Genomic DNA, 21,701 nt, shown 5'->3' with positions numbered 1-21,701 from the left:
ATAAAAGATTTAATATTAGAAAGTTGGCATGCTATGAAACTTATTTTATTATCTGGGGGGTCTGGAAAACGGTTATGGCCGTTATCAAATGAATCCAGATCTAAGCAATTTTTGAAAATACTCCGTAACGAACATGGAGCCCAAGAATCCATGATTCAAAGAATTTGGGGACAAGTTCACTCTATCGGTTTAAAAAACTCTACCTATATTACAACCTGTAAATCACAAGTCGATATCATCCAAAGCCAATTACACAATGAGGTTCCGCTTATCGTTGAACCGGATCGACGAGATACGTTCCCTGCTATTGCTTTAGCGGCAGTGTATCTTTATTCCGCTCTCAATATAGATTTAAATGAAACTATTTGTATAATGCCTGTTGATGCTTATGTGGAGAATTCCTTTTTTGAGGCGTTACCCAAATTTGAGAAGATATTAGCAGACTCAAATGCCTCACTTGCACTCATGAGGGTTCGCCCATCTCATCCTTCTGAACAGTACGGCTATATTGTAACTAAGCCTAATAAAACCGGATCAACACAAGCATCATCGTATATAAATGTCGACTATTTTGTAGAAAAGCCTGAACAAAGTAAGGCAAGAGAACTTATACGTAACAAGGCACTTTGGAATTGCGGAGTATTCGCCTTTAAGTTAGGATTTCTAATTAAGTATCTAGCTAATATGAAAATACCTATTCAATATAACGAATTTATTCAACAGTATTCTACTCTCCCGCAAAAAAGTTTTGACTATGAAGTCGTAGAAAAATGCAATGATATTGTGGTAATGCCTTATGAAGGAGCTTGGCTCGATTTAGGTACTTGGGGCACTGTTACAGAGATTATGGAAACACAAATTGTTGGAAAAGGTATTCTCAGCGAAAGTTCCCTTAGTACTCATATCATTAATGAACTAAATATACCTGTTGTTGCAGCAGGTATTTCTAATAGTGTTGTAGTAGCAAGCCCTGAAGGTATTTTAATAGCTGACAAGCTGGAGAGCGGCAAAATTAAAGAGCTTATTAAGTATTATGATCAAAGACCTATGTATGAGGAAAAGCGTTGGGGAAGCTACCGTGTCTTAGATTATAGTAAGCTTAAAGATGGAAATGAGGTTTTAACCAAAAGACTTAAAATTTTAGCTGGAAAAAATCTTAGCTATCAAATGCATTCCAAGCGTAAAGAAGTTTGGACCATTATCTCAGGAGAAGGCGAGCTTATTATAGACGGAAAATTCAAAACTATAAAACCTGGGGATGTTATTTATATTCCGACTGGAATGAAGCATGGGGCACGCGCGATTACTGATCTAGAGTTTATTGAGGTACAAATGGGCAGTGAATTAGTGGAAGAGGATATTGTGCGTACGCATATGACCTGGGAGGAAATCGAAAAAGACTTCAGGGAAGTCTTTTAAATGATTGCAGAAGTAATACGGCATGAGAATAAATTGTATGAATTATGATTGTGCGGTATTAATATCGTAAAAAGAGACTGAACAAAAGACTACAAAGATGCAACCCTTTAAATTTCAGTCTCTTCTCCAGCTATTCCTTACCCTAAAACATGATACCCCGCATCCACGTGAATGTTCTCGCCTGTAATGCCACGGGACAAATCACTCATTAAGAACAATGCAGTATCTCCAACTTCCTCCTGCGTTACATTGCGGCGAAGCGGTGCCTTCTCTTCAATCTCCTTCAAGATGCTGTTGAATTCGCCAATTCCTTTCGCGGACAATGTGCGGATTGGTCCTGCGGAAATAGAGTTTACGCGAATACCTGCCGCTCCCAAATCGTTCGATAAATATCTCACACTTGCTTCAAGCGCTGCCTTTGCTACGCCCATTAAGTTGTAGTTTTTCACAACGCGCTCGCCGCCGAGATATGTTAGTGTGACGATGCTGCCGCCTTCTGTCATAAGCTCCTTCGCTGCCTTTGCTACCGCTGTTAAGGAGTATGCGCTAATGTCTAGGGAAAGCGCAAAGCCGTCGCGGGACGTGTCTACATAACCGCCTTTTAAGTCTTCCTTATTCGCAAATGCAATACAGTGGGCCAAGCCGTGAATTGTGCCAACCTGCTCCTTCACTTCCGCAAAGCAGCGTGCGATATCTTCATCGCTTGTTACGTCGCACGGTAATACTAAAGCGTTTTGTCCTTCTAATGTTGCCACCAAATCACGAACGCTTTGACCAAGACGCTCGCCTGCATATGTAAAAATTAAGTTTGCTCCTGCATTATGTAAGGAACGCGCGATACCCCATGCAATGCTGCGTTGATTCGCTACACCCATTACGACAATGTTTTTTCCTTTTACGTTAAGAAGCTCCATAGTTTCGTCCTCCTAAATTATATAATAATAAACTAACACTAGTTATTAGTACCTGCTACTATTTTTTTATTGTAGCATATTTTGTTTCAGATGAAAACGATATCCACTAAACTTTTTCGACCTCTCCGCATTATTTCCCTCCTGCCTCGCTCGATATAATCCTGCCATGGAAGAAACAATGTATTTGCAAACTCGTTAAAATTCGATAAGATGGTAATAGGAAAAGCGGACTCGGCCTGTTTTTGCTCCCGTAACAAAATGCTCCTCACCATCAAAGGCGCTTTTTGCCTTTGCATAGGAAGGGTTATTTTGTTATGGAAGCAGGACGAGGGAGCTAGACAATCCCCCAAAAGTCATACTTTATTGTCTGCAGAAATAGAAAGGATTGTAATATGGAAAAAGACAATGCACGGGAATATCAGATAGATTATGCTTTAATTATTATTTTGCTTCTCATTGCAGCCGTGAGTTGTTTTGCAATTAAAAGTGCACAGCCTTCGTTGCCTCCGCTGCTGCAGAATGTAAACTTCGTAGCAAAGCAAATTCAGTGGTACGTAATTGGTGCGATTGCGATCGGTGTTACAATGATTATCGACTTTGACCGGTATAAGCAAATTTCTTGGTATTTATATGGCTTTGCGATGATCCTTTTGCTCGGTCTAGAATTTAAAGTACCAGGCGCTAAAACAATTAAGGGTGCAACAGCTTGGTATGAACTTCCAGGAATCGGAAACTTCCAACCGTCTGAAATCATGAAGCTGTTTATGATTCTTGTATTAAGCCGGATACTTACTAACCATAAAGAGATGTATCCGAATCCAACACCTGAGGAGGACTTAAAGCTTCTCGGCAAAATCTTCGGCGCAAGTCTCCCGCCTCTGCTGCTTATTGCAAAAGAGCCGGATTTAGGAAATACGATGGTAATGACATCAATTATTGTTGCAATTATTGTGGTCTCCGGCATTCGCTGGCGCTTTATTTTAGGATTGACCGGAATTACAGTCGGTGCCGCCTCCCTTCTTGTATACATTTACTTTGCGCATACTGCTTTCTTTAAAGAGCATATCTTAGAGGAATATCAGCTGGATCGCTTCTATGGCTGGCTGGCTCCATACGAATATGAACGGCAAGGCTATCAGCTGCGTCAAGCCATTTTGGCTACCGGTTCAGGTGAATTATACGGGAAAGGCTATCAAGGCGGCGAGGTATACTTCCCAGAGCCTCATACAGACTTTATTTTCACCAATATTGCCGAGCAATATGGATTTTTGGGCGGCAGCGTCGTCATTTCGCTATTTTTCCTGCTCATTTACCGTATGATTCATATTGCACTCGAAAGCAATGAACCATTTGGCAGCTATTTATGTGCAGGAACGATTGGGATGTTTACATTTCAGGTTTTCCAAAACATCGGCATGACAATCGGCCTGCTTCCTATTACTGGTATTACGCTGCCTTTTATGAGCTACGGGGGAAGCTCACTTTTGACGTATATGATTGCAGTCGGCTTTATCCTTAATGTTCGCTCCCGAACAAGAAAATATATGTTCGATTAAGTCTGTCCTTTTTTGCAGGACAGGCTTTTTCTTTGTACAATGAAACAAAAGGAAAAAAGTGGGTGTTACTATGTATGATGTTATCGGAGATATTCATGGCTGTTATGAAGAGCTTGTCACTTTAACAAAAAATCTTGATTATGATTGGGAGAGCGGTATACCCGTTCATCCAGATGGAAGAAAACTCGTCTTTGTCGGAGATTTAACAGACAGAGGGCCCAAGTCATTGGAAACAGCAGCACTTGTATGGGAGCTCGTTGTAAACAGAAAAGAAGCATACTATTCACCAGGAAATCATTGCAACAAGCTATACCGTTTTTTTATTGGCCGCAAAGTTCAGCAAACCCATGGCTTAGAGACAACAGTAGCAGAATATGAAGCACTCGGACAGCGCGAGCAAAAAGCAATTCAAAAAAAGTTTATTGATTTGTACGAGTCCTCCCCGTTATATCATGTATTAGATGGAGGAAAGCTCGTCACTTGTCATGCCGGCATTCGGCAGGATTATATCGGAAGAGAAGGAAAAAAGGTAGAGACATTCGTACTATACGGTGATATTACAGGGGAGAAGCATCCCGATGGCTCTCCGGTGCGCCGCGATTGGGCGCAGCGACATACAGGAGATGCGTGGATTATATACGGTCACACGCCAGTTCGGGAGCCGCGCTTTGTAAATAGAACAGTCAATATCGATACAGGAGCGGTATTTGGCGGAAAGCTAACAGCCCTGCGCTATCCCGAAATGGAAACGGTATCTGTTCCGTCGTCAATGCCGTTTGTACCCGAAAAATTTAGGCCATTTGACTAATAACGACCATTTTGACTCTACTAAAAGAGCATCCTACCTGCGAGGATGCTCTTTTAATATCTGTTCCATATCATCTGGCAATGGTGCCATAAATGTCATCATTTTCTCAATGACAGGATGATAAAACGTTAGCGTTTTGCTATGAAGTGCTTGGCGATCCATCCTATCTCTTCTGCCCCCATATAAATCGTCCCCAAGAAGAGGGTGACCGAGATGTGCCATATGAACCCGAATTTGATGAGTCCGTCCTGTTTCAAGCTCCAATGCAACATGCGTTATATTGTCATATCGGTTCACAACTTGAAAATGCGTAACAGCACGCTGTCCGCTTTCGTGTACGATCCGTTCAATAATGCTTTCTTTTTTTCTTGCAATTGGCGCGTCAATTGTTCCGTTTTCCTGTTCCATAACACCATGTACAAGCGCCTCGTACGTACGGCGCACTGCTTTTTGTTGATGCTGCTGTGAAAGCAGATGGTGAATAAAGCGGTTTTTTGCAACAAGCAGCAGTCCTGATGTATCGCGGTCCAGCCGTGTCACAACGTGAATCGTATTCGGAAGCTGCTGCTGATCGTAATAGTGCAGCAAAGCGTTAGCAACTGTTCCGCTCGGATGCTCCCGTGACGGAATGGTTGCCATATATGGACGCTTATTTACGACTATAACATGCTCATCCTCATACACAATATCAAGAGGAATGTTTTCGCCTATCATCCCTTTTCCCCTCTCTTCAGGGGGAAACGAAATCACAAGTTCTTCTCCAGCTGTAAGTATATGACGGACAGTTGCATGCCGGCCATTGATTTCAATCGTTCCGCCGCGAAATTTTATATCCGTCAGCGCCGCCTTCGAAATACCCTTTTCTCGCAAATATTCGCGGATTAACATTCCTTCTTCCTTTGGTGTAATAGTCCATTTTAGTGTAGTCAAACGGCATAACCCTTTCTATCTATCAGCGACAAATGAATCGCGCACCCGCTTCCAAAATGGAAATGGCCTAAAGCGAACAAAGCGCACCTTTTGATTGGCGACGCGGCATTGAATTGACTTCACATCTTGATGAGAGAGTGTCAAATGATCAATTGTAATTTGCAAATCCATGTCTGTTACCGGCTTTAAGACACACGTATGGTGCTTTGGTAGCACAAGCGGTGAGCCGACTGTCCGAAACACGCGGTTGTTGATAGATGCCATCTCCGTCAGCTGTATCGCTTCAATCGATGGATGGATAATGGCGCCGCCGAGAGCCTTATTATAGGCTGTGCTTCCAGAAGGAGTAGAAATGCAAAGCCCATCGCCTCGAAATGTTTCAAAATACTCGCCCCGAATCTCCACGTCAATGACAAATGTTCCTTCGCTGCTTTTTACGGTCGCCTCGTTTAACGCTAAATGCTGAGACTCCTTACTGCCATCTAAGTAACGGATGATCACCTCTAGAAGCGGATACTCTACGACTTGAAACGGCGTTTTTGCAATCGCGATCACAAGCTTCTCCACTTCATTCGGCAGCCAATCCGCATAGAAGCCAAGATGCCCTGTATGCACACCAACAAACGCAGTCTTCTCAAGCCGATGGCAGTAGCGATGAAAGGCTTGGAGCAGCGTACCGTCTCCTCCGACAGAAATAACAATCTCTGGCTCCTCTTCATTATTCACAAACTCAAAGTCCTGCAAATACTCGCGCATCGTATTCATAAGCAAATTCGATGCTTGGTCTCCCTTTGACATGATTGCAAAGTTCATCAGTCAACACAACACCCTTCAAAAAATTATTCTGATTCTTGCTTTCGCGAAAATACCTTTTGTGCTTCTTGAATTTCATCGCGGATGGATGACATCTCCTCGTCAAGCCGATATGCAGCCTCCGCTGCATGCTGCAGACGCAGTCTGATATCCTCTGGAAAGCGTCCGCTGTATTTATAATTTAAGGAATGCTCAATCGTTGCCCAAAAATTCATCGCCAATGTACGAATTTGCAGTTCAACAAGCACTTTCTTTTCACCGCGAATCGTTTGCACCGGATAACGAATGACAACATGGTAGGAACGATAACCGCTCGCCTTAACCTGTGTCACGTAATCACGTTCTTCCACAATTTCAAAATCATTGCGTTTCCGAAGCAGTTCAACGACCGGTTTAATGTCATCTACAAACTGGCACATCATACGAAGCCCGGCAATATCCTGCATTTCCTCTTCCAGCCTATCTAGCGGAATATTCCTTTTGACTGATTTATCGATAATACTGGCGACCGATTTCACCCTGCCAGTAACGAACTCAATGAGAGAGTGCTCCGACAACATTTCAAACTGCGAGCGAATTCCTCTCAGCTTTACTTTTAATTCCCCTACAGCCTGTTGATAAGGCGCCAAAAACTCTTCCCAGTTCCGATTCAATTTGACCACCATCCAACATCTATAATAAAAAGACCTCTTCTACCTTTCTGACCAATTCCTCTCCGTAATTAGCGTTTCCTTCAATGTTTTGGACCAAATACCCGATCTCTTCCTTCAACTGTGTAAGCAGCACTCGTACTCCATTGATAACAACAACTACCTCTCGATCTTCATCAAGCCCCTGCTTCAAAGCGGGCCATAGCGTATAAGGAATACTCACATATACATATTCTTGTTCATTTTCCAAAATATATAAAAAAGCAAGCTGTTCAGAATCCACCAACACATGTTCTCTCGGCTGTAGCTCATTCGCATTTACAGTTGTATTTTCCGCATAAAAAATAAGAGCCTGTTCCTGTTGCTCGACGCTCTTTATGTCAATCTTCTTTTGCATCTTTAAATTCCTCCACCACAGTATGTAACTCCTTTGAATCATGTTTATTGTAACACAACCGGCGCCTGAACAAATAAAACATTGAATCAAAATTCCTAAAAAGGGATAATAGACCCAGAAATATAAGGAAAGGAACTGCCAACTATGCGTCAAGAAATTGAAATTGAATTTAAAAACATGCTAACAAAGGAAGAATTTCACCGCCTGTGCGACTCGTTCGCCGTAACAAACTTTACAGAACAAGTGAATCATTATTTTGAAACCCCCTCATTTTCTTTAAAGGAAAAGGGAGCAGCGCTGCGTATTCGCGAGAAAAACGGAATACATACAATCACTTTAAAGCAGCCAGCAGTAACCGGCTTGCTGGAAACACACCAAACCGTGACAAAGCAGGAAGCAGAATGGATGATGCGAACGGGGACAATGGTTCCAGGAGCTGTGTATGATCAGCTTCTTTCACTTCACGTTCCGGTGCAGCAACTGAATTACTACGGCAGCTTAACGACACAGCGTGCAGAGCTGCTGTACGAAAACGGAACTCTCGTATTTGACCATAGTTTCTACTTTCATCATGATGATTATGAATTAGAGTATGAAGTACAAGATGAAGAGACAGGAAGGAAAAGCTTCCTCCATTTGCTAGGACAGTACAATATCCCGGTTCGCCCAACAAAAAATAAGGTTCAACGCTTTTTTCTTGCAAAACAAAGTGCATCACAATAAACTAGCAAAGAGTTATACTGCTTTAGGCCTAGATTCACGATTAAGAGACATAACCCAAAAGTTATGCTTTCCTCTACAAAAAAGCTCTACTTCCCATCGAAGTAAAGCTTATCTAGCTGCCTATGTTATCCATCCTCCTGGTCTTATAAAAGCCTGAAATATAAAAGGAGCGCGGCCACGGACGATAAAGATAAGAAGCGGTGTAAATTGAAATATTGGATCCGGCGGAAAAGAAAATGGGAAAAAAACAAGAGTAGGACCAGCTTCTGAAACAGGGTCTGTTGTTGGATCGTTCCACACCATCCCTTTTTCCAGAAGCTCCTCACAACGCGATTCAGTTAATTTGAGAATCGAAATATCGTTTTCGTAACATATTACTATAAAATCTGACAACATAATCTCACCTCCCTATAATAGGAGATGTAAATTTCCCTTCATTGGTGTGGACAAGCATAGTACGTCAATAGCCTATTTTACTTCAATGAACCTAAGCCTATAAAAGAGAAGTATTTTGTCACAATGCGCATCATTTGCACTATTCATGGGGAGATTGCTACAATAAGTATACATTTACGGGAAAAGGAGCAAAGCTGTATGAACGGAGATCATATCTCACCATTTGAAGCAATCGGCGGCGAAAAGGGGATCACGGCATTAGTTGATACATTTTATTCTTACGTAAGCCGTCATCCGGATTTATCTCCCATTTTTCCGAATGATTTGACAGAAACCGCTCGAAAGCAAAAGCAGTTTTTAACGCAATACTTAGGTGGACCAAGCTTATACACAGAGGAGCATGGTCACCCCATGCTGCGCGCACGGCATATGCCGTTTCCGATTACACCAAAACGCGCAAAGGCATGGCTTTCTTGTATGGAAAGGGCAATGAATGATACAGGAATACATGGTCCCATTCGCGATTTCGTCTTTGAACGCCTGACTTTGACAGCAAACCATATGATTAATACACCAGATGAAACAGGTGAGGCATAATGAACAAAATAAAATGTGATTCAACCAAGTCCGCAACTTCCCATAAGTGCGGAAAAAAGCCAGTGGAGGCCTTTTTATTTATTGATCCGCTCTGCATGGACTGCTGGTCGATTGAACCGCTTATCATGAAGCTATGGCTGGAGTATGGCAACTACTTTACACTCCGCCATATTTTAACTGGGAAGGCAGAAGCGGCCGCTGTTTCTCCGGCACACAAATGGAATAAACCTGCTCATATTCGATTTGTGTGGGAAAAAACATCGAGCCTTCATGGTCTTTCCTGTGATGGTAAACTTAATACGCACCATTCCTCCTCCTCACCATACATGACTTCCCTTGCCATTAAAGCGGCAGAGCTGCAAGGAAGAAGAGCGGGTATGAAATTTCTCCGCACGCTGCAAGAATCGGTATTTTTACAAAGAGCAGCACATCCAAACAGAGAGCTGCTGCTCGCTTGTGCGGAAAAAAGCGGAATTGATATGGAAGAATTTAAACGTGATTTATGCTCTGTGAGCGCAACAAAAGCTTTTCAATGTGATTTAAAGTTTACAAATGAAATGCATGTGACGGAAATCCCTTCTCTTATATTCTTTCATTCCAATTCTGATGAGGAAGGCTTAAAGCTGCCTGGTATGTATTCCTACGATGTGTACGTACAAATCTTAAAGGAGCTTATAAATGAAGACCTAACTCCAGAACCGTTGCCCCCTTTAGAAAAGCTTTTACAGCAATATGATTTTACATTTGCCGACGAAATGGCTGTCATCTATAATGGGTCGACTTTAGAAGCAATGCGTGAAATGAGACAGCTTCTGCTAACAGGAAAAGCTGTGCAAATGACATCGGAAAAAGGAGTCTATTGGAGATATAATGCAAAAGAAAAGGACCCGGCATAACCGGGTCCTTTTCTCTTACGGCTTATAAAATATTAAAGGGGATGGGAGAAATTTTCACGTTCAAACAAAGGGGTATATGTTTGTTGTGAATTCGTTCACACTCATTATATTACAATATTCGACTCTCTTTGACAACATTTTTATTTATTATTTCACAAAAATGACACATTCTAAACGCTTTTAGCCCGGAATATACTTTAATAAATGGAAAGGGGGTGGAAAGAACATTGGGTAAATATAAACTCTTTGGAAGTATAGTATTTCTAATTATAACGTTTTCCCTCTATATTTTATCACTATTGGAAACATTTCCCCTTGTTTTATCTATCCCACTCTTATTCGGAGCTATTCTGTTATTCGTTTTTCTTATTAACGGACGCAAAAGGTTTAAAGGGTTTAAGTCTTAGGGAATGCAAACTTAACCTTCTTTGTCCATGCAGTAAAATGTTCCTCACCACTGAAGGGACTTTTATCCTTATGCAGAGAAGAACTTTTTACAAAAGAGAGCCAGGAAACACCCTCAACATCACACTTTCCAGTAAAAAAGCGAGTTCAAATGAGCTCGCTTTTGCATTTTATACGAATAAATTGGCAAATAAAGGACCGAGCAAGCAAGTTAAAACGGCAGTTAATGTCATCGTTACTGAACCGACAACGCCCTCTCGTTCGTCATGCTTCATCGACTGTGTCACACCCATAATATGGGATGAACAGCCAACACCAATTCCTTTTCCTATGAAGTTCGTTATACCACTCCATTTTAAAAGGGACGGACCCATAATCATTCCGGTTATCCCTGCTATAATCACGAATGCAGCCGTTAAGGATGGAATGCCTCCAATTTGCTCCGAAACACTCATTGCAACAGGCATCGTTACCGATTTGGGTAACGTAGTGAGAATAAGGCTTTTATCTGTCCCGAACATACGCGCGATCACTGCCTCACTGCAAATAGCTACAATTGTTCCGACAGTAACCCCGCCGCCAATTGGTACTACATATTTCTTTAAGACACACCGCTGTTTATACAGCGGGATTGCGAATGCAACAACGCCTGGTCCAAGAAGCTTTGTAATCCAGCCCCCTCCATTCTCTATATATGTTTCGTAGGGAATGTGAAATATAAGCAGACATGTAATGATAAGTGTGGTCGCAGTAAGCACCGGCATGGTAAAAGGAGTAGGGACCCACTTATAGAGCTTCTTGCTCACCTTATATAACACAATCGTAAACATGATCCAGCCAAATGCCTGTAAAATATTCATGACACATCCTTTTCCTTTCTCCTTGCGAGATATTGTCCTGTATGTCCCGAAACAACAATGATTAACAATGTGCTAATCATTGCAGTGACAAATAAGCCCCCTCCTTTTTGTATAAGAAACGAGCCGTATTTCATTAACCCAACTGTAGATGGGAGCAATAGAAATGGCATAATTGCTACAAGCCTTTCTCCTCCCAGCTCAAACCAACGCAACGGCAAGACCTTTGCCAACAAGAGTCCAAGTAACAAGAACATCCCAATTAAGCTGCCTGGAATCGAAAGGTGAAGAGCTTGCTGAATCCAGGATCCTATTATATAAAAAATAGACAATAGGCCAACTTGCAATATGATTGCTCCGACCTTCAATTCTTTCACCCCTAACTTTGTGAAGCTTTAAACATACATATACCCAATTCATCTGAACGTGCTTCCGTTATACAATCCAGTTTCTTCCCACTCAACATCAAAAGTATCATGCACCCTAACCTTGCTGTATGAAGAACACAATGTAATTTCATTATATGAAAGCTGCATTGTGTCGCCTTTGTTTCCGTTAGAAAACCTCACAAAATTTCTTCTTTTTCAGAGAGACTTATGTCATAAAATTTAACAGAACGTAAAGGAAACTCATCCCATCTGACTGCAGGTACCACCGATAGCAGCGTCCCTTATATAAAACAAAAAAGCAGACGTGGCCTAAATGGTTACCACGTCTGCTGCCGCTTATTATTCTTCTCTTGCCTGCTTTTTACATACTATGACTGTCCGATACATAGCTGAGGTAAAAATTCATGTTGAAATTTGCTTCCATTGCTGCCCAGCTGCATCTTCCGTTCTAAATTCTTTGTGACAATAAAAATCTTTCCGTTCTTTTCCTTACTTCTCAAATAAAAGCTGTTCAAGCTCATTTAATTTTTCTTCAAACACTTGAAGGGCTTCCTTAACAGGAGCTGGAGATGTCATATCAACGCCCGCCTTTTTCAGCACTTCAATTGGATAATCAGAGCTTCCTGCTTTTAAGAAATGACCAATGTATTTCTCAACAGCCGGCTCACCCTCCTCCAGGATCTTCTTCGACAATGCCGTTGCCGCACTGAAGCCTGTTGCGTATTGATATACATAATAATTGTAATAGAAGTGCGGAATGCGGGACCATTCTAAACCGATTTCTTCATCAATCACAAGCGCATCGCCAAAATACTTTTTGTTTAAATCATAGTACATGGACGTCAGTAAGTCCGGTGTTAGCGCTTGTCCCTCCTGTACCTTCATATGAATTGCATGCTCGAACTCCGCAAACATCGTTTGGCGGAACACCGTGCCGCGGAATGTTTCTAAATAATGGTTCAGCAAGTATAGACGTTTTTTCTTATCCTCTGTTATTCGAAGCAGGTAATCATTCAATAATGCCTCATTGCACGTAGAGGCTACCTCAGCCACGAAAATTGAATAATCTCCATACACGTACGGCTGCGTCTTGCGCGTATAATAGCTGTGCACAGAGTGGCCAAACTCATGGGCAAGTGTGAATAGATTGTTCACATTATCCTGCCAATTCATTAAAATATACGGGTTCGTGCCGTACGCACCGGAGGAATAAGCACCGCTTCTCTTTCCTCTGTTTTCGTATACATCCACCCAGCGGTTTTCGTAGGCTTCCTTTAGGATTGATACATACTCATCGCCAAGCTTCGCGAGTGCCTTCAGCAAAATATCCTGCGCTTCCTCATACTTAATTTCCATTTTAACTTCCTTCACAAGCGGCGTGTATAAGTCGTACATATGAAGTTCATCAAGCTCAAGGGCACGCTTGCGAATATCAATATATCTATGCAGCAGGTGCAGGTGATCATTTACCGTGTTAACAAGCTGATCGTATACCGCTTCGGGAATATTATTATTGCTTAACGCAGCTTGACGCGCTGAATCATATTTGCGAACGCGGGCATAGAAGTTATTTTTCTTCACCGCTCCGCTTAATGTACTTGCAAATGTATTTTTATATTTACCATATGTTTCGTATACCGCATGAAAGGCATCATGACGAACACGCTGGTTTTCACTTTCTAAAAACTGAATGTACCGCCCGTGTGTTACCTCTACCTCTTCCCCATTTTCATCTTGGATAGACGGGAATTTCAAATCAGCATTGTTCAGCATACCGAATGTGTTGCTGGATGCGCCCAGCACCTCTGATGCTTGTGCGAGCAATGCTTCCTCGCTCTCTGATAACACGTGCGGACGCTGACGATTAATTTCATCGAGCGCATGCGCATAAACCTTTACTTCTTCATTTTCCTGTAAAAAGGCTTGGATTTTCTCTTCCGGAATAGAAAGAATTTCTGGAACAATATAAGCCATTTCACTGGATGCCTGGGCATACAAATTTCTAGCCCGGTCGTTATACGCCTGGTAGAAGGAGTTCGTTGTATCTTGATCGTATCGCATATGAGCGTATGTATATAGCTTACCGAGACGCATTGTCACTTCATCCTGGTATTGAAAGGCTGCAAGCAAATCATTTGCAGAATTGCCAAGCTTTCCTTTAAACTCGCCAAGCCTTGGGAGCATCTCTTTAATTTGCTTAAATTCAGCCTCCCATTGTTCATCTGTTGCAAAAATATCCTCTAGACGCCATGTCGATTCCGCAGGTACTTCACTGCGTGCAGGCAATTGCTTTACCGCTTTTTGTTCCGCCATGTTCATTCCTCCTTAAATAAGAGCTTGTAATAAGTATTCTCTCCTGTCTGCTTCATTCCTTCCGCACGCTTCTATTATATCCGTTTTTCGGCTGCTGATGTTGCAGCTTGATCATCCCGAAAAAGAAGGAGCGCATGCTTCATGACCTCCTCGTCTCTCGCAAATGCTTCCCTTTCTGTTTGCGGAACAATATTGAGTTCCTTTCTTTGATAGGTGTGTCCTGATACAAGCTCGATAAGACCGCAGGAGCATAAAAAGGCTACATATTCCTTTAATGCACTTTTAAAATAGGAAAACGGATAATAAGGAAGAATGCGCCTTTGAATCACAGGGTGCTGTTCGATATAACGCACAATTTGCCAAAAGGAAATCCTCTCCCCTGCTCGCATCGTTTCAAATACATCAAACAAAATAAAGCTTTGCCAAATGATAGCAGGTGTTTGAATTGCAAGGAGTGAAGGAAGCGGTACACCTGCTTCTGCAGGAAGACGAGACGGAGAAACCCCTTTCGTATATATGTATTGGAAGAACTCTTCGCAGCCGCGGCGCATATGTAAAAACTGCCCCATACGCCAGCGTTTTTTCTTTTGCAGCCATTGCTGCCTCAGCTGTTCAAAGGAAAATGGAGACGGAGAAAATATTGAAGAGATAGTGGATGAGGATAAACGATGGACGAATGTGTGGGCAAATGATGTGGAAGAGGAAAAGGGAAGAAGCGGCGAGCATTTAAAAAACGAAGCAGCATCCGGACAAAAATACAGAACATACGGCATTCTATTCTGTGCAAATAAGGCAGAAAAGGAAGAAAGTCGAAGCCAGTGGGCCGCATAGCGCTTATACTGATTGCCGCCTAGAATCCATAATACCCGTAAGCCTTCACGCCAATACGAATGGGTCCGTTCCAGAAATCTTCTTGCAGAAATGGAGGAACATTGAAATTCAACAGCTGCCTGTACATCAGCACGGGTAAGCAGCAAATCGGGGCGTTGGCGAATAGAAGACAAATACACTTCAGGCTCGGCAAAAAAACCTTGGGCTTTAAACCAATGGTACAGCATTTCTTTTCCAGCGAGATGGTATGCAGATTCTGGCTCTAAATCAAGACTGCACACCACCCTGCGCTTATGGGCGAAATGATATTTTTTCTTCGCTCCCAGCTTCAGCTGTACCTCTCCTTTGCAAACAGGACAGAAGAACACCTCATTTTCACGCATCCTCTGCAGCAGTTCCTTACCAAGCGGCTGCAGCAAATTAAGGCGTTCTCCGTTTTGCTTTAGGGCTACAAACAAAGTATCACACTCCTTTTCACCTGCTAGTTTCTACAAACAAACCGAAGAATCCTTCCTGTTTGATTACAGTAACGGTGACAGGAGCCGATACGTGGATTCAACAATACGCATTACGAGACGCCTTTTGTTAAACTTATCGATATGGATTTCCTGTGAAACAGTCAAATCCTCTTCAAAATCTTGTATGAGCTTGTGAATGCTTGCTGTATCATATAAGAATGCATTGATTTCAAAATTCAAATGGAAGCTCCTCATATCCATATTAGCAGTCCCAATAGAAGCGAGAGAGGAATCAACAATCACAATTTTGCTGTGCAAAAAACCTCTTTGATATTCATAAATCTTCGCTCCTGCCTCAAGAAGCTCTGGAAAATAGGAACGGGAGGCGTAGAAAACAGTTCGTTTATCAGGCTTGCTCGGCACGAGTAAACGAACATCAATCCCGGCAAGTGCAGCTACCTTTAATGCAGCTAAAATATCATCATCTGGAATAAAATAAGGAGTAGCAATCCAAATAGACTTGCGTGCTGAAGAAATCATCGCAAAGTACAAATGCTTAATTGTTTCCCACTTACTGTCAGGTCCTCCTGCTACAAGCTGCACGCCTCCAAGCCCTTCTCCCTCGATGTATTCCGCACTAAGTGAGAGCGAATCAAGAACTGCTTCACCCGTCATATAAAACCAATCCTGTAAAAAAATAAGCTGCAGGCTTTGAACTGCTTCGCCGCGTAAATATAAGTGAGTATCCCGCCAAAATCCAAAATACTTATCTTTTCCTAAATATTCGTCTCCAATATTCAGCCCTCCGACAAATCCTTCTTTACCGTCTACGATTACAATCTTTCGATGATTTCGATAATTAATCTTGTCATTTAAAATGGGAAAACGAACTGGGAAAAACGGAATCATTTCCACGCCTCCGCTTCGCAGCTTCTCCACATAGGCTTTAGAGAGACGGAAGCTGCCAACAGCATCATATAAAAATCGAACCTTTACCCCCTCTGCTTGTTTGCGAAGAAGAATCTCTTGAATTTCAGTGCCGATTTTATCATCACGAACGATATAATACTCCATATGAATATGATGCTTTGCCTTCTCAAGCACCTCTTTGATGGAAGAAAACGTCTCTTCTCCGTTCGTTAGCACCTTGGTTTCAGTATTGAAGGAAATATTCAGCGTACTAAGACGCGCCGCAAGGCGAAATAACAGTTCCTGATGCGTATGCTCAGCTAAAAATTGCTGTTGCCTCTCGTTTTCTTTATATTGTAAAAATGCCTGCTCATCCAGAAGTGCCTTCTTTTGAAACATTCGTTTCCGGCGAAAATTTTGCCCAAACAGTAAATAAGCAAAAAAGCCAAAGACTGGGAAAATACCGAGAACAATGAGCCATGTCAACGTTTTAGACGGTTGTCGATTTTCAAGAAAGATCACAAAGCCGATAAAAAAAGCCGACAAGGTAAACAACACGCTCAGCACACCAAATACTGAAATGTTTTTATGTATCAAATCTGAATAAAACGTCACATCATTAATGAGCCGAAGAGTAAGAAACACTGCAAATAATAGAACGAAAAACAAGATAAGTTTTAAGATATTCTTCATATCGTTCCCCCTTTCTGAAGAATGGAGTTCCTCAAGTTACGCGGGCTATGCCCGCTTTTCCTAATGCTTCACTTGCATCGGTCGCTCTATCCACAAAGCAGCCCTATCAATGAAAGAAAAAGGTACCTTCTTGTAATGAAGAAATATTTGCTGCTTGGAATACTGCGGATCGATTCCGCTTTTCTTTATTGTATGCAACAATGAAAAAGCCGATTTCAATATAAAGAAATCGGCCTACGCTTTCGGCGGAAAGTTTTTGCGGATGACAGATAGGGCATTTTCAGAAATCACAGTTTTGCCGTATTCCTGTACGCGATGAATTGTCATAGCAGACTCTTCGCCATACTCCATAATAACGCTTAAAATGCTGTCCATTTCCTCTTCATCATGTAACTCTTCATCAAATTCTACATATAAATAGTATCGTCCGTCAAAAACATATAGTTCATTTTGAATGTCCTCGAGCGCGATGCAATGACTCAATGAGATGACATCCTCAAAGTCTTGAAACTTCACAAGAAACCCTAATGTTCCATCCTGGCTTAAGTACGTATAGTCTTCCTGCTCAAGCTGCTGTTCGAACAAGGATTCAATCCGTTCATCAAGCGGAATATCAATAATTTTATCAAGGCCAATCGGTAACTCAAGCTTTTGCCCATCTTTTGAGATTTGAGCTCTCGTCACAATGACCTCAATTCCTTTTTCAAGCGCCTGTACCTGAATCCAAAGCGGTCCATCGACAAAGAAGTCATCCTGGTCGCGTACTTCGTCCATCATCTCCCAGAACAACTGTTCGCTTTTTTCGCGGTTATACCAAATTTCCTCTCGGTTAAAGCCGCGCTCCTCTATATCGATGTATGATATATAAAATTTTACTGTATGATCATTAATTCTTTCGATATCCAATCTTGCTCTCTCCCTTCCTGTTTGGCATATTTGATGAAGGGACCCCCCCTAGGCTATGGTGCATTTGTACTATCATATCACGATGCTGGAAAATCCTCTAGGAAATCTTGTACTCTCATTTTATGATAAGAAGCGTCGAAATGGAAATAAAATCACCGTTTTTTTTAAAAACAGACATTTGCCCTACAAAAGACAAGGGAAAGAAGATCATCCTGCCAGTTTCACGAATCGCTCCTGTCATTTCTCTAGTAGATATGAGCCTTTTCTCCGTCCATTTAGCATGTAATTCTTCGACAAACTTAGTGATTTTCCTTTTCTTGACAGTTTATAACATTGTCCCTTATATTGATTAAAAGTACTGAGACAGAAAAATAATAGACGGGGGACTATACATATGGATTTTGACTTTCTTATGTCGATCCTTATGATTGTAGGCATCGATATTGTTTTAGGGGGAGACAATGCGATTGTCATCGCTTTGGCGAGCCGTAATCTGCCGGAAAGTCAGCGTAACAAAGCTATTTTTCTTGGCACAGGCTTAGCTATTATCGTGCGTATTTTATTAACGGTTATTGCAGTATACCTGCTTGCGATTCCATTTTTGCAGTTGATTGGCGGAGTTTTACTTCTATTTATTTCCTATAACCTGCTTACAGGTGAAGGAGAGGATCTTTCTAAGATTCAAGCAAGTCCTACCTTGATGGCAGCCGTCCGTACGATTGTGTTTGCTGATATCGTCATGGGATTTGACAATGTGCTCGCTGTTGCCGGCGCTGCACATGGAAATATTATTCTTGTTGTGTTGGGATTAATCGTTTCAATTCCTATCATTATATGGGGCAGCAAGCTCATTTTAGTACTGATGGAAAAATTCGCTGTTCTCGTTTATGTTGGTGCCGGAATTTTAGCTTATACAGCAGGTAAAATGGCAACCCATGAGGAAAGATTAGCAAGCTTTTTTAGCGAAAATGCCTTTTTACAAATGGGAATTCCAGCAGCGGCAGTTATCGGTGTTTTGGCAGCTGGATATATTGCCAATCAAATTAGGTTAAAGAAAGCGCATAACTAAATGAAACAACATAGGTAATGAACATTTAAATATCCATAATGGCTTAATCCGCACAAAAAGGAGAGGGTGTCCCAGAAGGCAGCACATTGCTAGCCTCTTGGAACACCCTTTGTTTTTATTTTAAAGAAAACTCGCCGATTGGCGAGCCGTTAGGCGAAGACAGGAGCATAGTTGCACTTACACTGTATTCCTAAAATTTCCGACTACGTCGAATTGGCTTCCAGCTGGAAATTTATACTTTCTTACAGTGTAAAAAAACAACAATTGCTCTGTCTTTAATCTAATATAGTCACTTCAATAATAATAAACAAAAGGACAGTTCTTACATTGCAATAGTTTGCATCTAATACATTAAGACAATCTCTTTGTCGTTATTTCACTTTTCTAAGTGTAAATATTTTGGAATCAAAATCTCGTTTATTCATGATGGTTGTATCATCAAATCCCAGTTCTCCCTTGATTGGCGGTGTTAATACAATTCCGATGTTTTCTAGCTCACTGCCTGTATACTGCAAGCCATTTTCTTCAATTTCATATAGAGCAATAGGATCTAATCCTGGAACCTTCACCCTTCGATAGCTATCGTTGGGAATAGACAGCACTTGGAACCATGCTACGATCGCCTGTTCTTTATCTTTTGTTTTTACCATCCACATGGTTTCGTTTTCTTCAAAAGGACTGGCCAAACGGGTAAACTCTCCAAATAATAATAGTTCACGATTTCTTTTGTAATATTTAATTTGTTCTTTAATTTCTTCCATTTCTTCCTCTGTTAATGTATTTGGATCTAATTCATATCCAAATACACCAAAAAACGCCACATTTGCACGAGTGTCAAGAGGAGTGATTCGTCCAACTTGATGGTTAGGAACAGCAGATACATGTGCTCCCATGGAACTAACCGGATAAACCATTGAGGTACCGTATTGAATTTTCAGGCGCTCAATTGCATCACTATCATCACTTGTCCATGTTTGCGGGGCATAATAAAGCATTCCTGGATCAAATCGTCCGCCGCCTGATGCACAAGATTCAATTAGTAAATTAGGATATTTTTCCAATAATTTATCAAATAAAGTGTAGACACCTAAAATATAACGATGCATTAACTCCCCTTGTGATTCTGAATCTAAATAAGCTGAATATGCCTCAGAAATATTTCGGTTCATATCCCATTTAATATAAGAAATATTCGCGTTACTTAAGATTTCATCCATCATTTCAAAAATATGTTCTACCACTTCTGGATTACCATAATCCAGCACGTATTGAAAACGAGCCGGTTTTCTAAAACGTCCTGGTGTCCCGATGACCCATTCAGGGTGTTCCTTCATTATATGGGAGTCACTGTTAGACATTTCTGGTTCGAACCACAAGCCAAACTCCATCCCTAAATCGTTTACCTTCTTTGCTAAACCATCAATTCCGTTGGGAAGCTTTTCTTTATTCACATACCAGTCACCTAATGATGAATTATCTAAATTACGTTTTCCAAACCAGCCATCATCTAATACAAATAATTCCACACCTAACTCACTCGCTTTTTCCGCAATACTGATGATTTTGTCTTCCGTAAAATCCAAGTAAGTTCCTTCCCAGTTATTCATGACCACAGGACGAGTTTTATATGCCCACTTAGGATTAATTAAGTGATTATTATATAAATCGTGATAAGCCTGACTCATACCATTCAAACCTTTATCTGAAAATACAAGCACTGCTTCTGGTGAATAAAACTCACTAGATGGTTTTAATTTCCATCGGAAGCGATTTGGATGGATACCAATCATTAAACGATTAACATAGTAGTTATCCACATCCACTTGAGCTAAAAAATTCCCACTGTAAACTAAGTTCATACTATATACATTGCCATGATTTTCTGTAGCTTCCGGATGCGCCAACGCAATAAAAGGATTATGGTTATGGCTGCTTGCCCCACGAGTTGAATATATTGCCTTAACTCCTGGTTCGGCTGAAGCACGATAGAAATGTCTTTCTCTGCCCCATAAACCAGATAGGTGAATGACATCATATTTTTGATCTGGAATATCCACACTGGCACTTAATAATCGTTCAATTGTAATGTTTTCATCACCATTGTTATATAGGCGTACCGATCTTGTAATAATAGGAAGATTATTAAATATCGTATAGTTCAATTCCACTTCCAAACCTGACAATTCATCCTTCATAAAGATAGTTAGGGTTTCGCACTCATCTTTATTGGCAAAAGTTGTTGGCATACCAGGAATCTTTGCTTTTCCTTTTGCTGTTTTATACGAATTATATTCTAACTCTAATATATGAGAACCATTCTCAAAGGTAACGTCAATAGCAGCTTCTCTGAAATCGCCGCCACCACTTAGCGGAAACTCTTGTTTAATGCCATCTAAACAAGTAATTAAGTCATTATCAAACTCGACAACAGACATAGGACGGTAACTTCTTTCGACTAAGCGACTCACAGAATCAGAAAAAACTATTTTACTTCCATAATAAATATGTTCTAATTGCTTATTCTCCATAACACGGAAAATGTAACTAATTTTATCATTCGTTAAGTGAAACGTTTTTTCTTGTTCATTAATAAATATACTCACTTACTATTCCTACCTTCATGATTTTTTACACTGTAGTACAGTGTAAGTGCAACTACGCCTCTATCTTTGCCTAACGGCTCGCTAATCGGCGAGTTTTCTTTACAAGATGCAATCTACTATTCTTTATAACCTTTGATGTCACATATTTAAATAATGGCCAAATCGATAC

Annotated in this window: 21 protein-coding genes; 8 read left to right on the top strand and 13 right to left on the bottom strand. The window is 41.1% G+C overall.

Translation table 11 applies throughout. The annotated features are described in order from the left end of the window. The first annotated feature begins 33 nt into the window (after positions 1 to 33). Positions 34 to 1,419: a sugar phosphate nucleotidyltransferase gene (locus AC6HZ4_RS06245; protein WP_497495616.1), complete on the top strand. Its 1,386-nt coding sequence runs from the start codon at positions 34 to 36 to the stop codon at positions 1,417 to 1,419. 137 nt (positions 1,420 to 1,556) lie between these two features. Here AC6HZ4_RS06245 and fabI read toward each other — a convergent pair whose 3' ends face one another. Next, on the bottom strand, positions 1,557 to 2,333 hold the full coding sequence (fabI, locus tag AC6HZ4_RS06240; protein WP_497494120.1) for an enoyl-ACP reductase FabI: 777 nt from the start codon (positions 2,331 to 2,333) through the stop codon (positions 1,557 to 1,559). Between the two features lie 392 nt (positions 2,334 to 2,725). Between fabI and AC6HZ4_RS06235 the strand changes: the two genes are divergently transcribed. Both AC6HZ4_RS06235 and prpE read left to right on the top strand, forming a co-directional pair. Continuing rightward, positions 2,726 to 3,889, top strand: a complete 1,164-nt coding sequence (locus tag AC6HZ4_RS06235; RefSeq protein ID WP_497494119.1) for an FtsW/RodA/SpoVE family cell cycle protein — start codon at positions 2,726 to 2,728, stop codon at positions 3,887 to 3,889. 70 nt (positions 3,890 to 3,959) lie between these two features. Beyond that, positions 3,960 to 4,697 (top strand): bis(5'-nucleosyl)-tetraphosphatase PrpE, encoded by a 738-nt coding sequence (gene prpE / locus AC6HZ4_RS06230; RefSeq protein WP_497494118.1) that lies wholly within the window; start codon positions 3,960 to 3,962, stop codon positions 4,695 to 4,697. Positions 4,698 to 4,730: 33 nt separating this feature from the next. Here prpE and AC6HZ4_RS06225 read toward each other — a convergent pair whose 3' ends face one another. From AC6HZ4_RS06225 to AC6HZ4_RS06210, 4 genes are read right to left on the bottom strand one after another with little or no spacing between them, the layout of a single operon-like run. Continuing rightward, complete coding sequence (locus AC6HZ4_RS06225) at positions 4,731 to 5,585, bottom strand: RluA family pseudouridine synthase (protein ID WP_497495615.1); 855 nt, start codon at positions 5,583 to 5,585, stop codon at positions 4,731 to 4,733. Positions 5,586 to 5,642: 57 nt separating this feature from the next. Beyond that, positions 5,643 to 6,440 (bottom strand): NAD kinase, encoded by a 798-nt coding sequence (locus AC6HZ4_RS06220; protein ID WP_497494117.1) that lies wholly within the window; start codon positions 6,438 to 6,440, stop codon positions 5,643 to 5,645. 26 nt (positions 6,441 to 6,466) lie between these two features. Beyond that, positions 6,467 to 7,093, bottom strand: coding sequence for a GTP diphosphokinase (yjbM, locus tag AC6HZ4_RS06215; RefSeq protein ID WP_497494116.1), 627 nt, complete (start codon positions 7,091 to 7,093; stop codon positions 6,467 to 6,469). A 19-nt stretch (positions 7,094 to 7,112) separates the two neighbouring features. Then, complete coding sequence (locus AC6HZ4_RS06210; protein ID WP_497494115.1) at positions 7,113 to 7,487, bottom strand: UPF0738 family protein; 375 nt, start codon at positions 7,485 to 7,487, stop codon at positions 7,113 to 7,115. 144 nt (positions 7,488 to 7,631) lie between these two features. On the opposite strand from AC6HZ4_RS06210, the gene AC6HZ4_RS06205 reads away from it, so the two are divergent. Then, positions 7,632 to 8,210 carry a CYTH domain-containing protein gene (locus tag AC6HZ4_RS06205; RefSeq protein WP_497494114.1) on the top strand — a complete coding sequence of 193 codons (579 nt, stop codon included), beginning with the start codon at positions 7,632 to 7,634 and terminating at the stop codon, positions 8,208 to 8,210. A 120-nt stretch (positions 8,211 to 8,330) separates the two neighbouring features. Here AC6HZ4_RS06205 and AC6HZ4_RS06200 read toward each other — a convergent pair whose 3' ends face one another. Beyond that, positions 8,331 to 8,606, bottom strand: coding sequence for a hypothetical protein (locus tag AC6HZ4_RS06200; RefSeq protein ID WP_497494113.1), 276 nt, complete (start codon positions 8,604 to 8,606; stop codon positions 8,331 to 8,333). Positions 8,607 to 8,804: 198 nt separating this feature from the next. On the opposite strand from AC6HZ4_RS06200, the gene AC6HZ4_RS06195 reads away from it, so the two are divergent. From AC6HZ4_RS06195 to AC6HZ4_RS06185, 3 genes are all read left to right on the top strand, one after another. Continuing rightward, a complete protein-coding gene (locus AC6HZ4_RS06195) occupies positions 8,805 to 9,203 on the top strand; it encodes a globin domain-containing protein (RefSeq protein ID WP_497494112.1) in 399 nt (132 codons plus the stop codon). Further along, positions 9,203 to 10,099: a ClpXP adapter SpxH family protein gene (locus tag AC6HZ4_RS06190; protein ID WP_497494111.1), complete on the top strand. Its 897-nt coding sequence runs from the start codon at positions 9,203 to 9,205 to the stop codon at positions 10,097 to 10,099. Before AC6HZ4_RS06195 ends, AC6HZ4_RS06190 begins: the two co-directional genes overlap by 1 nt. 227 nt (positions 10,100 to 10,326) lie before the next feature. After that, the gene (locus tag AC6HZ4_RS06185) at positions 10,327 to 10,506 is read left to right on the top strand and encodes a hypothetical protein (RefSeq protein WP_497494110.1); all 180 of its coding nucleotides are present in this window, start codon (positions 10,327 to 10,329) and stop codon (positions 10,504 to 10,506) included. A gap of 168 nt (positions 10,507 to 10,674) precedes the next feature. Here AC6HZ4_RS06185 and AC6HZ4_RS06180 read toward each other — a convergent pair whose 3' ends face one another. The 6 genes from AC6HZ4_RS06180 to mecA form a co-directional block, all read right to left on the bottom strand. Continuing rightward, a complete protein-coding gene (locus AC6HZ4_RS06180) occupies positions 10,675 to 11,364 on the bottom strand; it encodes an LrgB family protein (protein WP_497494109.1) in 690 nt (229 codons plus the stop codon). Continuing rightward, positions 11,361 to 11,729, bottom strand: a complete 369-nt coding sequence (locus AC6HZ4_RS06175; RefSeq protein WP_497494108.1) for a CidA/LrgA family holin-like protein — start codon at positions 11,727 to 11,729, stop codon at positions 11,361 to 11,363. The genes AC6HZ4_RS06180 and AC6HZ4_RS06175 overlap by 4 nt, the downstream gene beginning before the upstream one ends. A 510-nt stretch (positions 11,730 to 12,239) precedes the next feature. Continuing rightward, on the bottom strand, positions 12,240 to 14,063 hold the full coding sequence (gene pepF / locus AC6HZ4_RS06170) for an oligoendopeptidase F (RefSeq protein ID WP_497494107.1): 1,824 nt from the start codon (positions 14,061 to 14,063) through the stop codon (positions 12,240 to 12,242). Positions 14,064 to 14,137: 74 nt separating this feature from the next. Then, positions 14,138 to 15,352 (bottom strand): competence protein CoiA, encoded by a 1,215-nt coding sequence (locus AC6HZ4_RS06165; RefSeq protein WP_497494106.1) that lies wholly within the window; start codon positions 15,350 to 15,352, stop codon positions 14,138 to 14,140. Positions 15,353 to 15,415: 63 nt separating this feature from the next. Then, a complete protein-coding gene (cls, locus tag AC6HZ4_RS06160) occupies positions 15,416 to 16,954 on the bottom strand; it encodes a cardiolipin synthase (RefSeq protein WP_497494105.1) in 1,539 nt (512 codons plus the stop codon). Between the two features lie 234 nt (positions 16,955 to 17,188). Continuing rightward, positions 17,189 to 17,860: an adaptor protein MecA gene (mecA, locus tag AC6HZ4_RS06155; protein ID WP_497494104.1), complete on the bottom strand. Its 672-nt coding sequence runs from the start codon at positions 17,858 to 17,860 to the stop codon at positions 17,189 to 17,191. 394 nt (positions 17,861 to 18,254) lie between these two features. Between mecA and AC6HZ4_RS06150 the strand changes: the two genes are divergently transcribed. After that, on the top strand, positions 18,255 to 18,929 hold the full coding sequence (locus AC6HZ4_RS06150) for a TerC family protein (protein ID WP_497494103.1): 675 nt from the start codon (positions 18,255 to 18,257) through the stop codon (positions 18,927 to 18,929). Positions 18,930 to 19,300: 371 nt separating this feature from the next. Here the strand turns inward: AC6HZ4_RS06150 and AC6HZ4_RS06145 are convergent, their stop codons facing one another. After that, positions 19,301 to 21,532 carry an alpha-galactosidase gene (locus tag AC6HZ4_RS06145; RefSeq protein ID WP_497494102.1) on the bottom strand — a complete coding sequence of 744 codons (2,232 nt, stop codon included), beginning with the start codon at positions 21,530 to 21,532 and terminating at the stop codon, positions 19,301 to 19,303. Positions 21,533 to 21,701: the final 169 nt, after the last annotated feature.

The organism is Ectobacillus sp. OTK (genome assembly GCF_059698935.1).
Note: the sequence above shows the minus strand (reverse complement) of the source record. Positions and strands in the feature narration are given on the sequence as shown.

What these genes read in the sequence shown, in the direction of transcription:
- AC6HZ4_RS06220 (WP_497494117.1), bottom strand. Translation starts at nt 6,440, where the DNA reads ATGAACTTTGCAATCATGTCAAAGGGAGACCAAGCATCGAATTTGCTT.
- AC6HZ4_RS06150 (WP_497494103.1), top strand. Translation starts at nt 18,255, where the DNA reads ATGGATTTTGACTTTCTTATGTCGATCCTTATGATTGTAGGCATCGAT.
- prpE (WP_497494118.1), top strand. Translation starts at nt 3,960, where the DNA reads ATGTATGATGTTATCGGAGATATTCATGGCTGTTATGAAGAGCTTGTC.
- AC6HZ4_RS06225 (WP_497495615.1), bottom strand. Translation starts at nt 5,585, where the DNA reads ATGTTAATCCGCGAATATTTGCGAGAAAAGGGTATTTCGAAGGCGGCG.
- fabI (WP_497494120.1), bottom strand. Translation starts at nt 2,333, where the DNA reads ATGGAGCTTCTTAACGTAAAAGGAAAAAACATTGTCGTAATGGGTGTA.
- AC6HZ4_RS06180 (WP_497494109.1), bottom strand. Translation starts at nt 11,364, where the DNA reads ATGAATATTTTACAGGCATTTGGCTGGATCATGTTTACGATTGTGTTA.
- AC6HZ4_RS06190 (WP_497494111.1), top strand. Translation starts at nt 9,203, where the DNA reads ATGAACAAAATAAAATGTGATTCAACCAAGTCCGCAACTTCCCATAAG.
- pepF (WP_497494107.1), bottom strand. Translation starts at nt 14,063, where the DNA reads ATGGCGGAACAAAAAGCGGTAAAGCAATTGCCTGCACGCAGTGAAGTA.
- AC6HZ4_RS06210 (WP_497494115.1), bottom strand. Translation starts at nt 7,487, where the DNA reads ATGCAAAAGAAGATTGACATAAAGAGCGTCGAGCAACAGGAACAGGCT.
- AC6HZ4_RS06205 (WP_497494114.1), top strand. Translation starts at nt 7,632, where the DNA reads ATGCGTCAAGAAATTGAAATTGAATTTAAAAACATGCTAACAAAGGAA.
- AC6HZ4_RS06245 (WP_497495616.1), top strand. Translation starts at nt 34, where the DNA reads ATGAAACTTATTTTATTATCTGGGGGGTCTGGAAAACGGTTATGGCCG.
- cls (WP_497494105.1), bottom strand. Translation starts at nt 16,954, where the DNA reads ATGAAGAATATCTTAAAACTTATCTTGTTTTTCGTTCTATTATTTGCA.
- AC6HZ4_RS06200 (WP_497494113.1), bottom strand. Translation starts at nt 8,606, where the DNA reads ATGTTGTCAGATTTTATAGTAATATGTTACGAAAACGATATTTCGATT.
- AC6HZ4_RS06195 (WP_497494112.1), top strand. Translation starts at nt 8,805, where the DNA reads ATGAACGGAGATCATATCTCACCATTTGAAGCAATCGGCGGCGAAAAG.
- AC6HZ4_RS06235 (WP_497494119.1), top strand. Translation starts at nt 2,726, where the DNA reads ATGGAAAAAGACAATGCACGGGAATATCAGATAGATTATGCTTTAATT.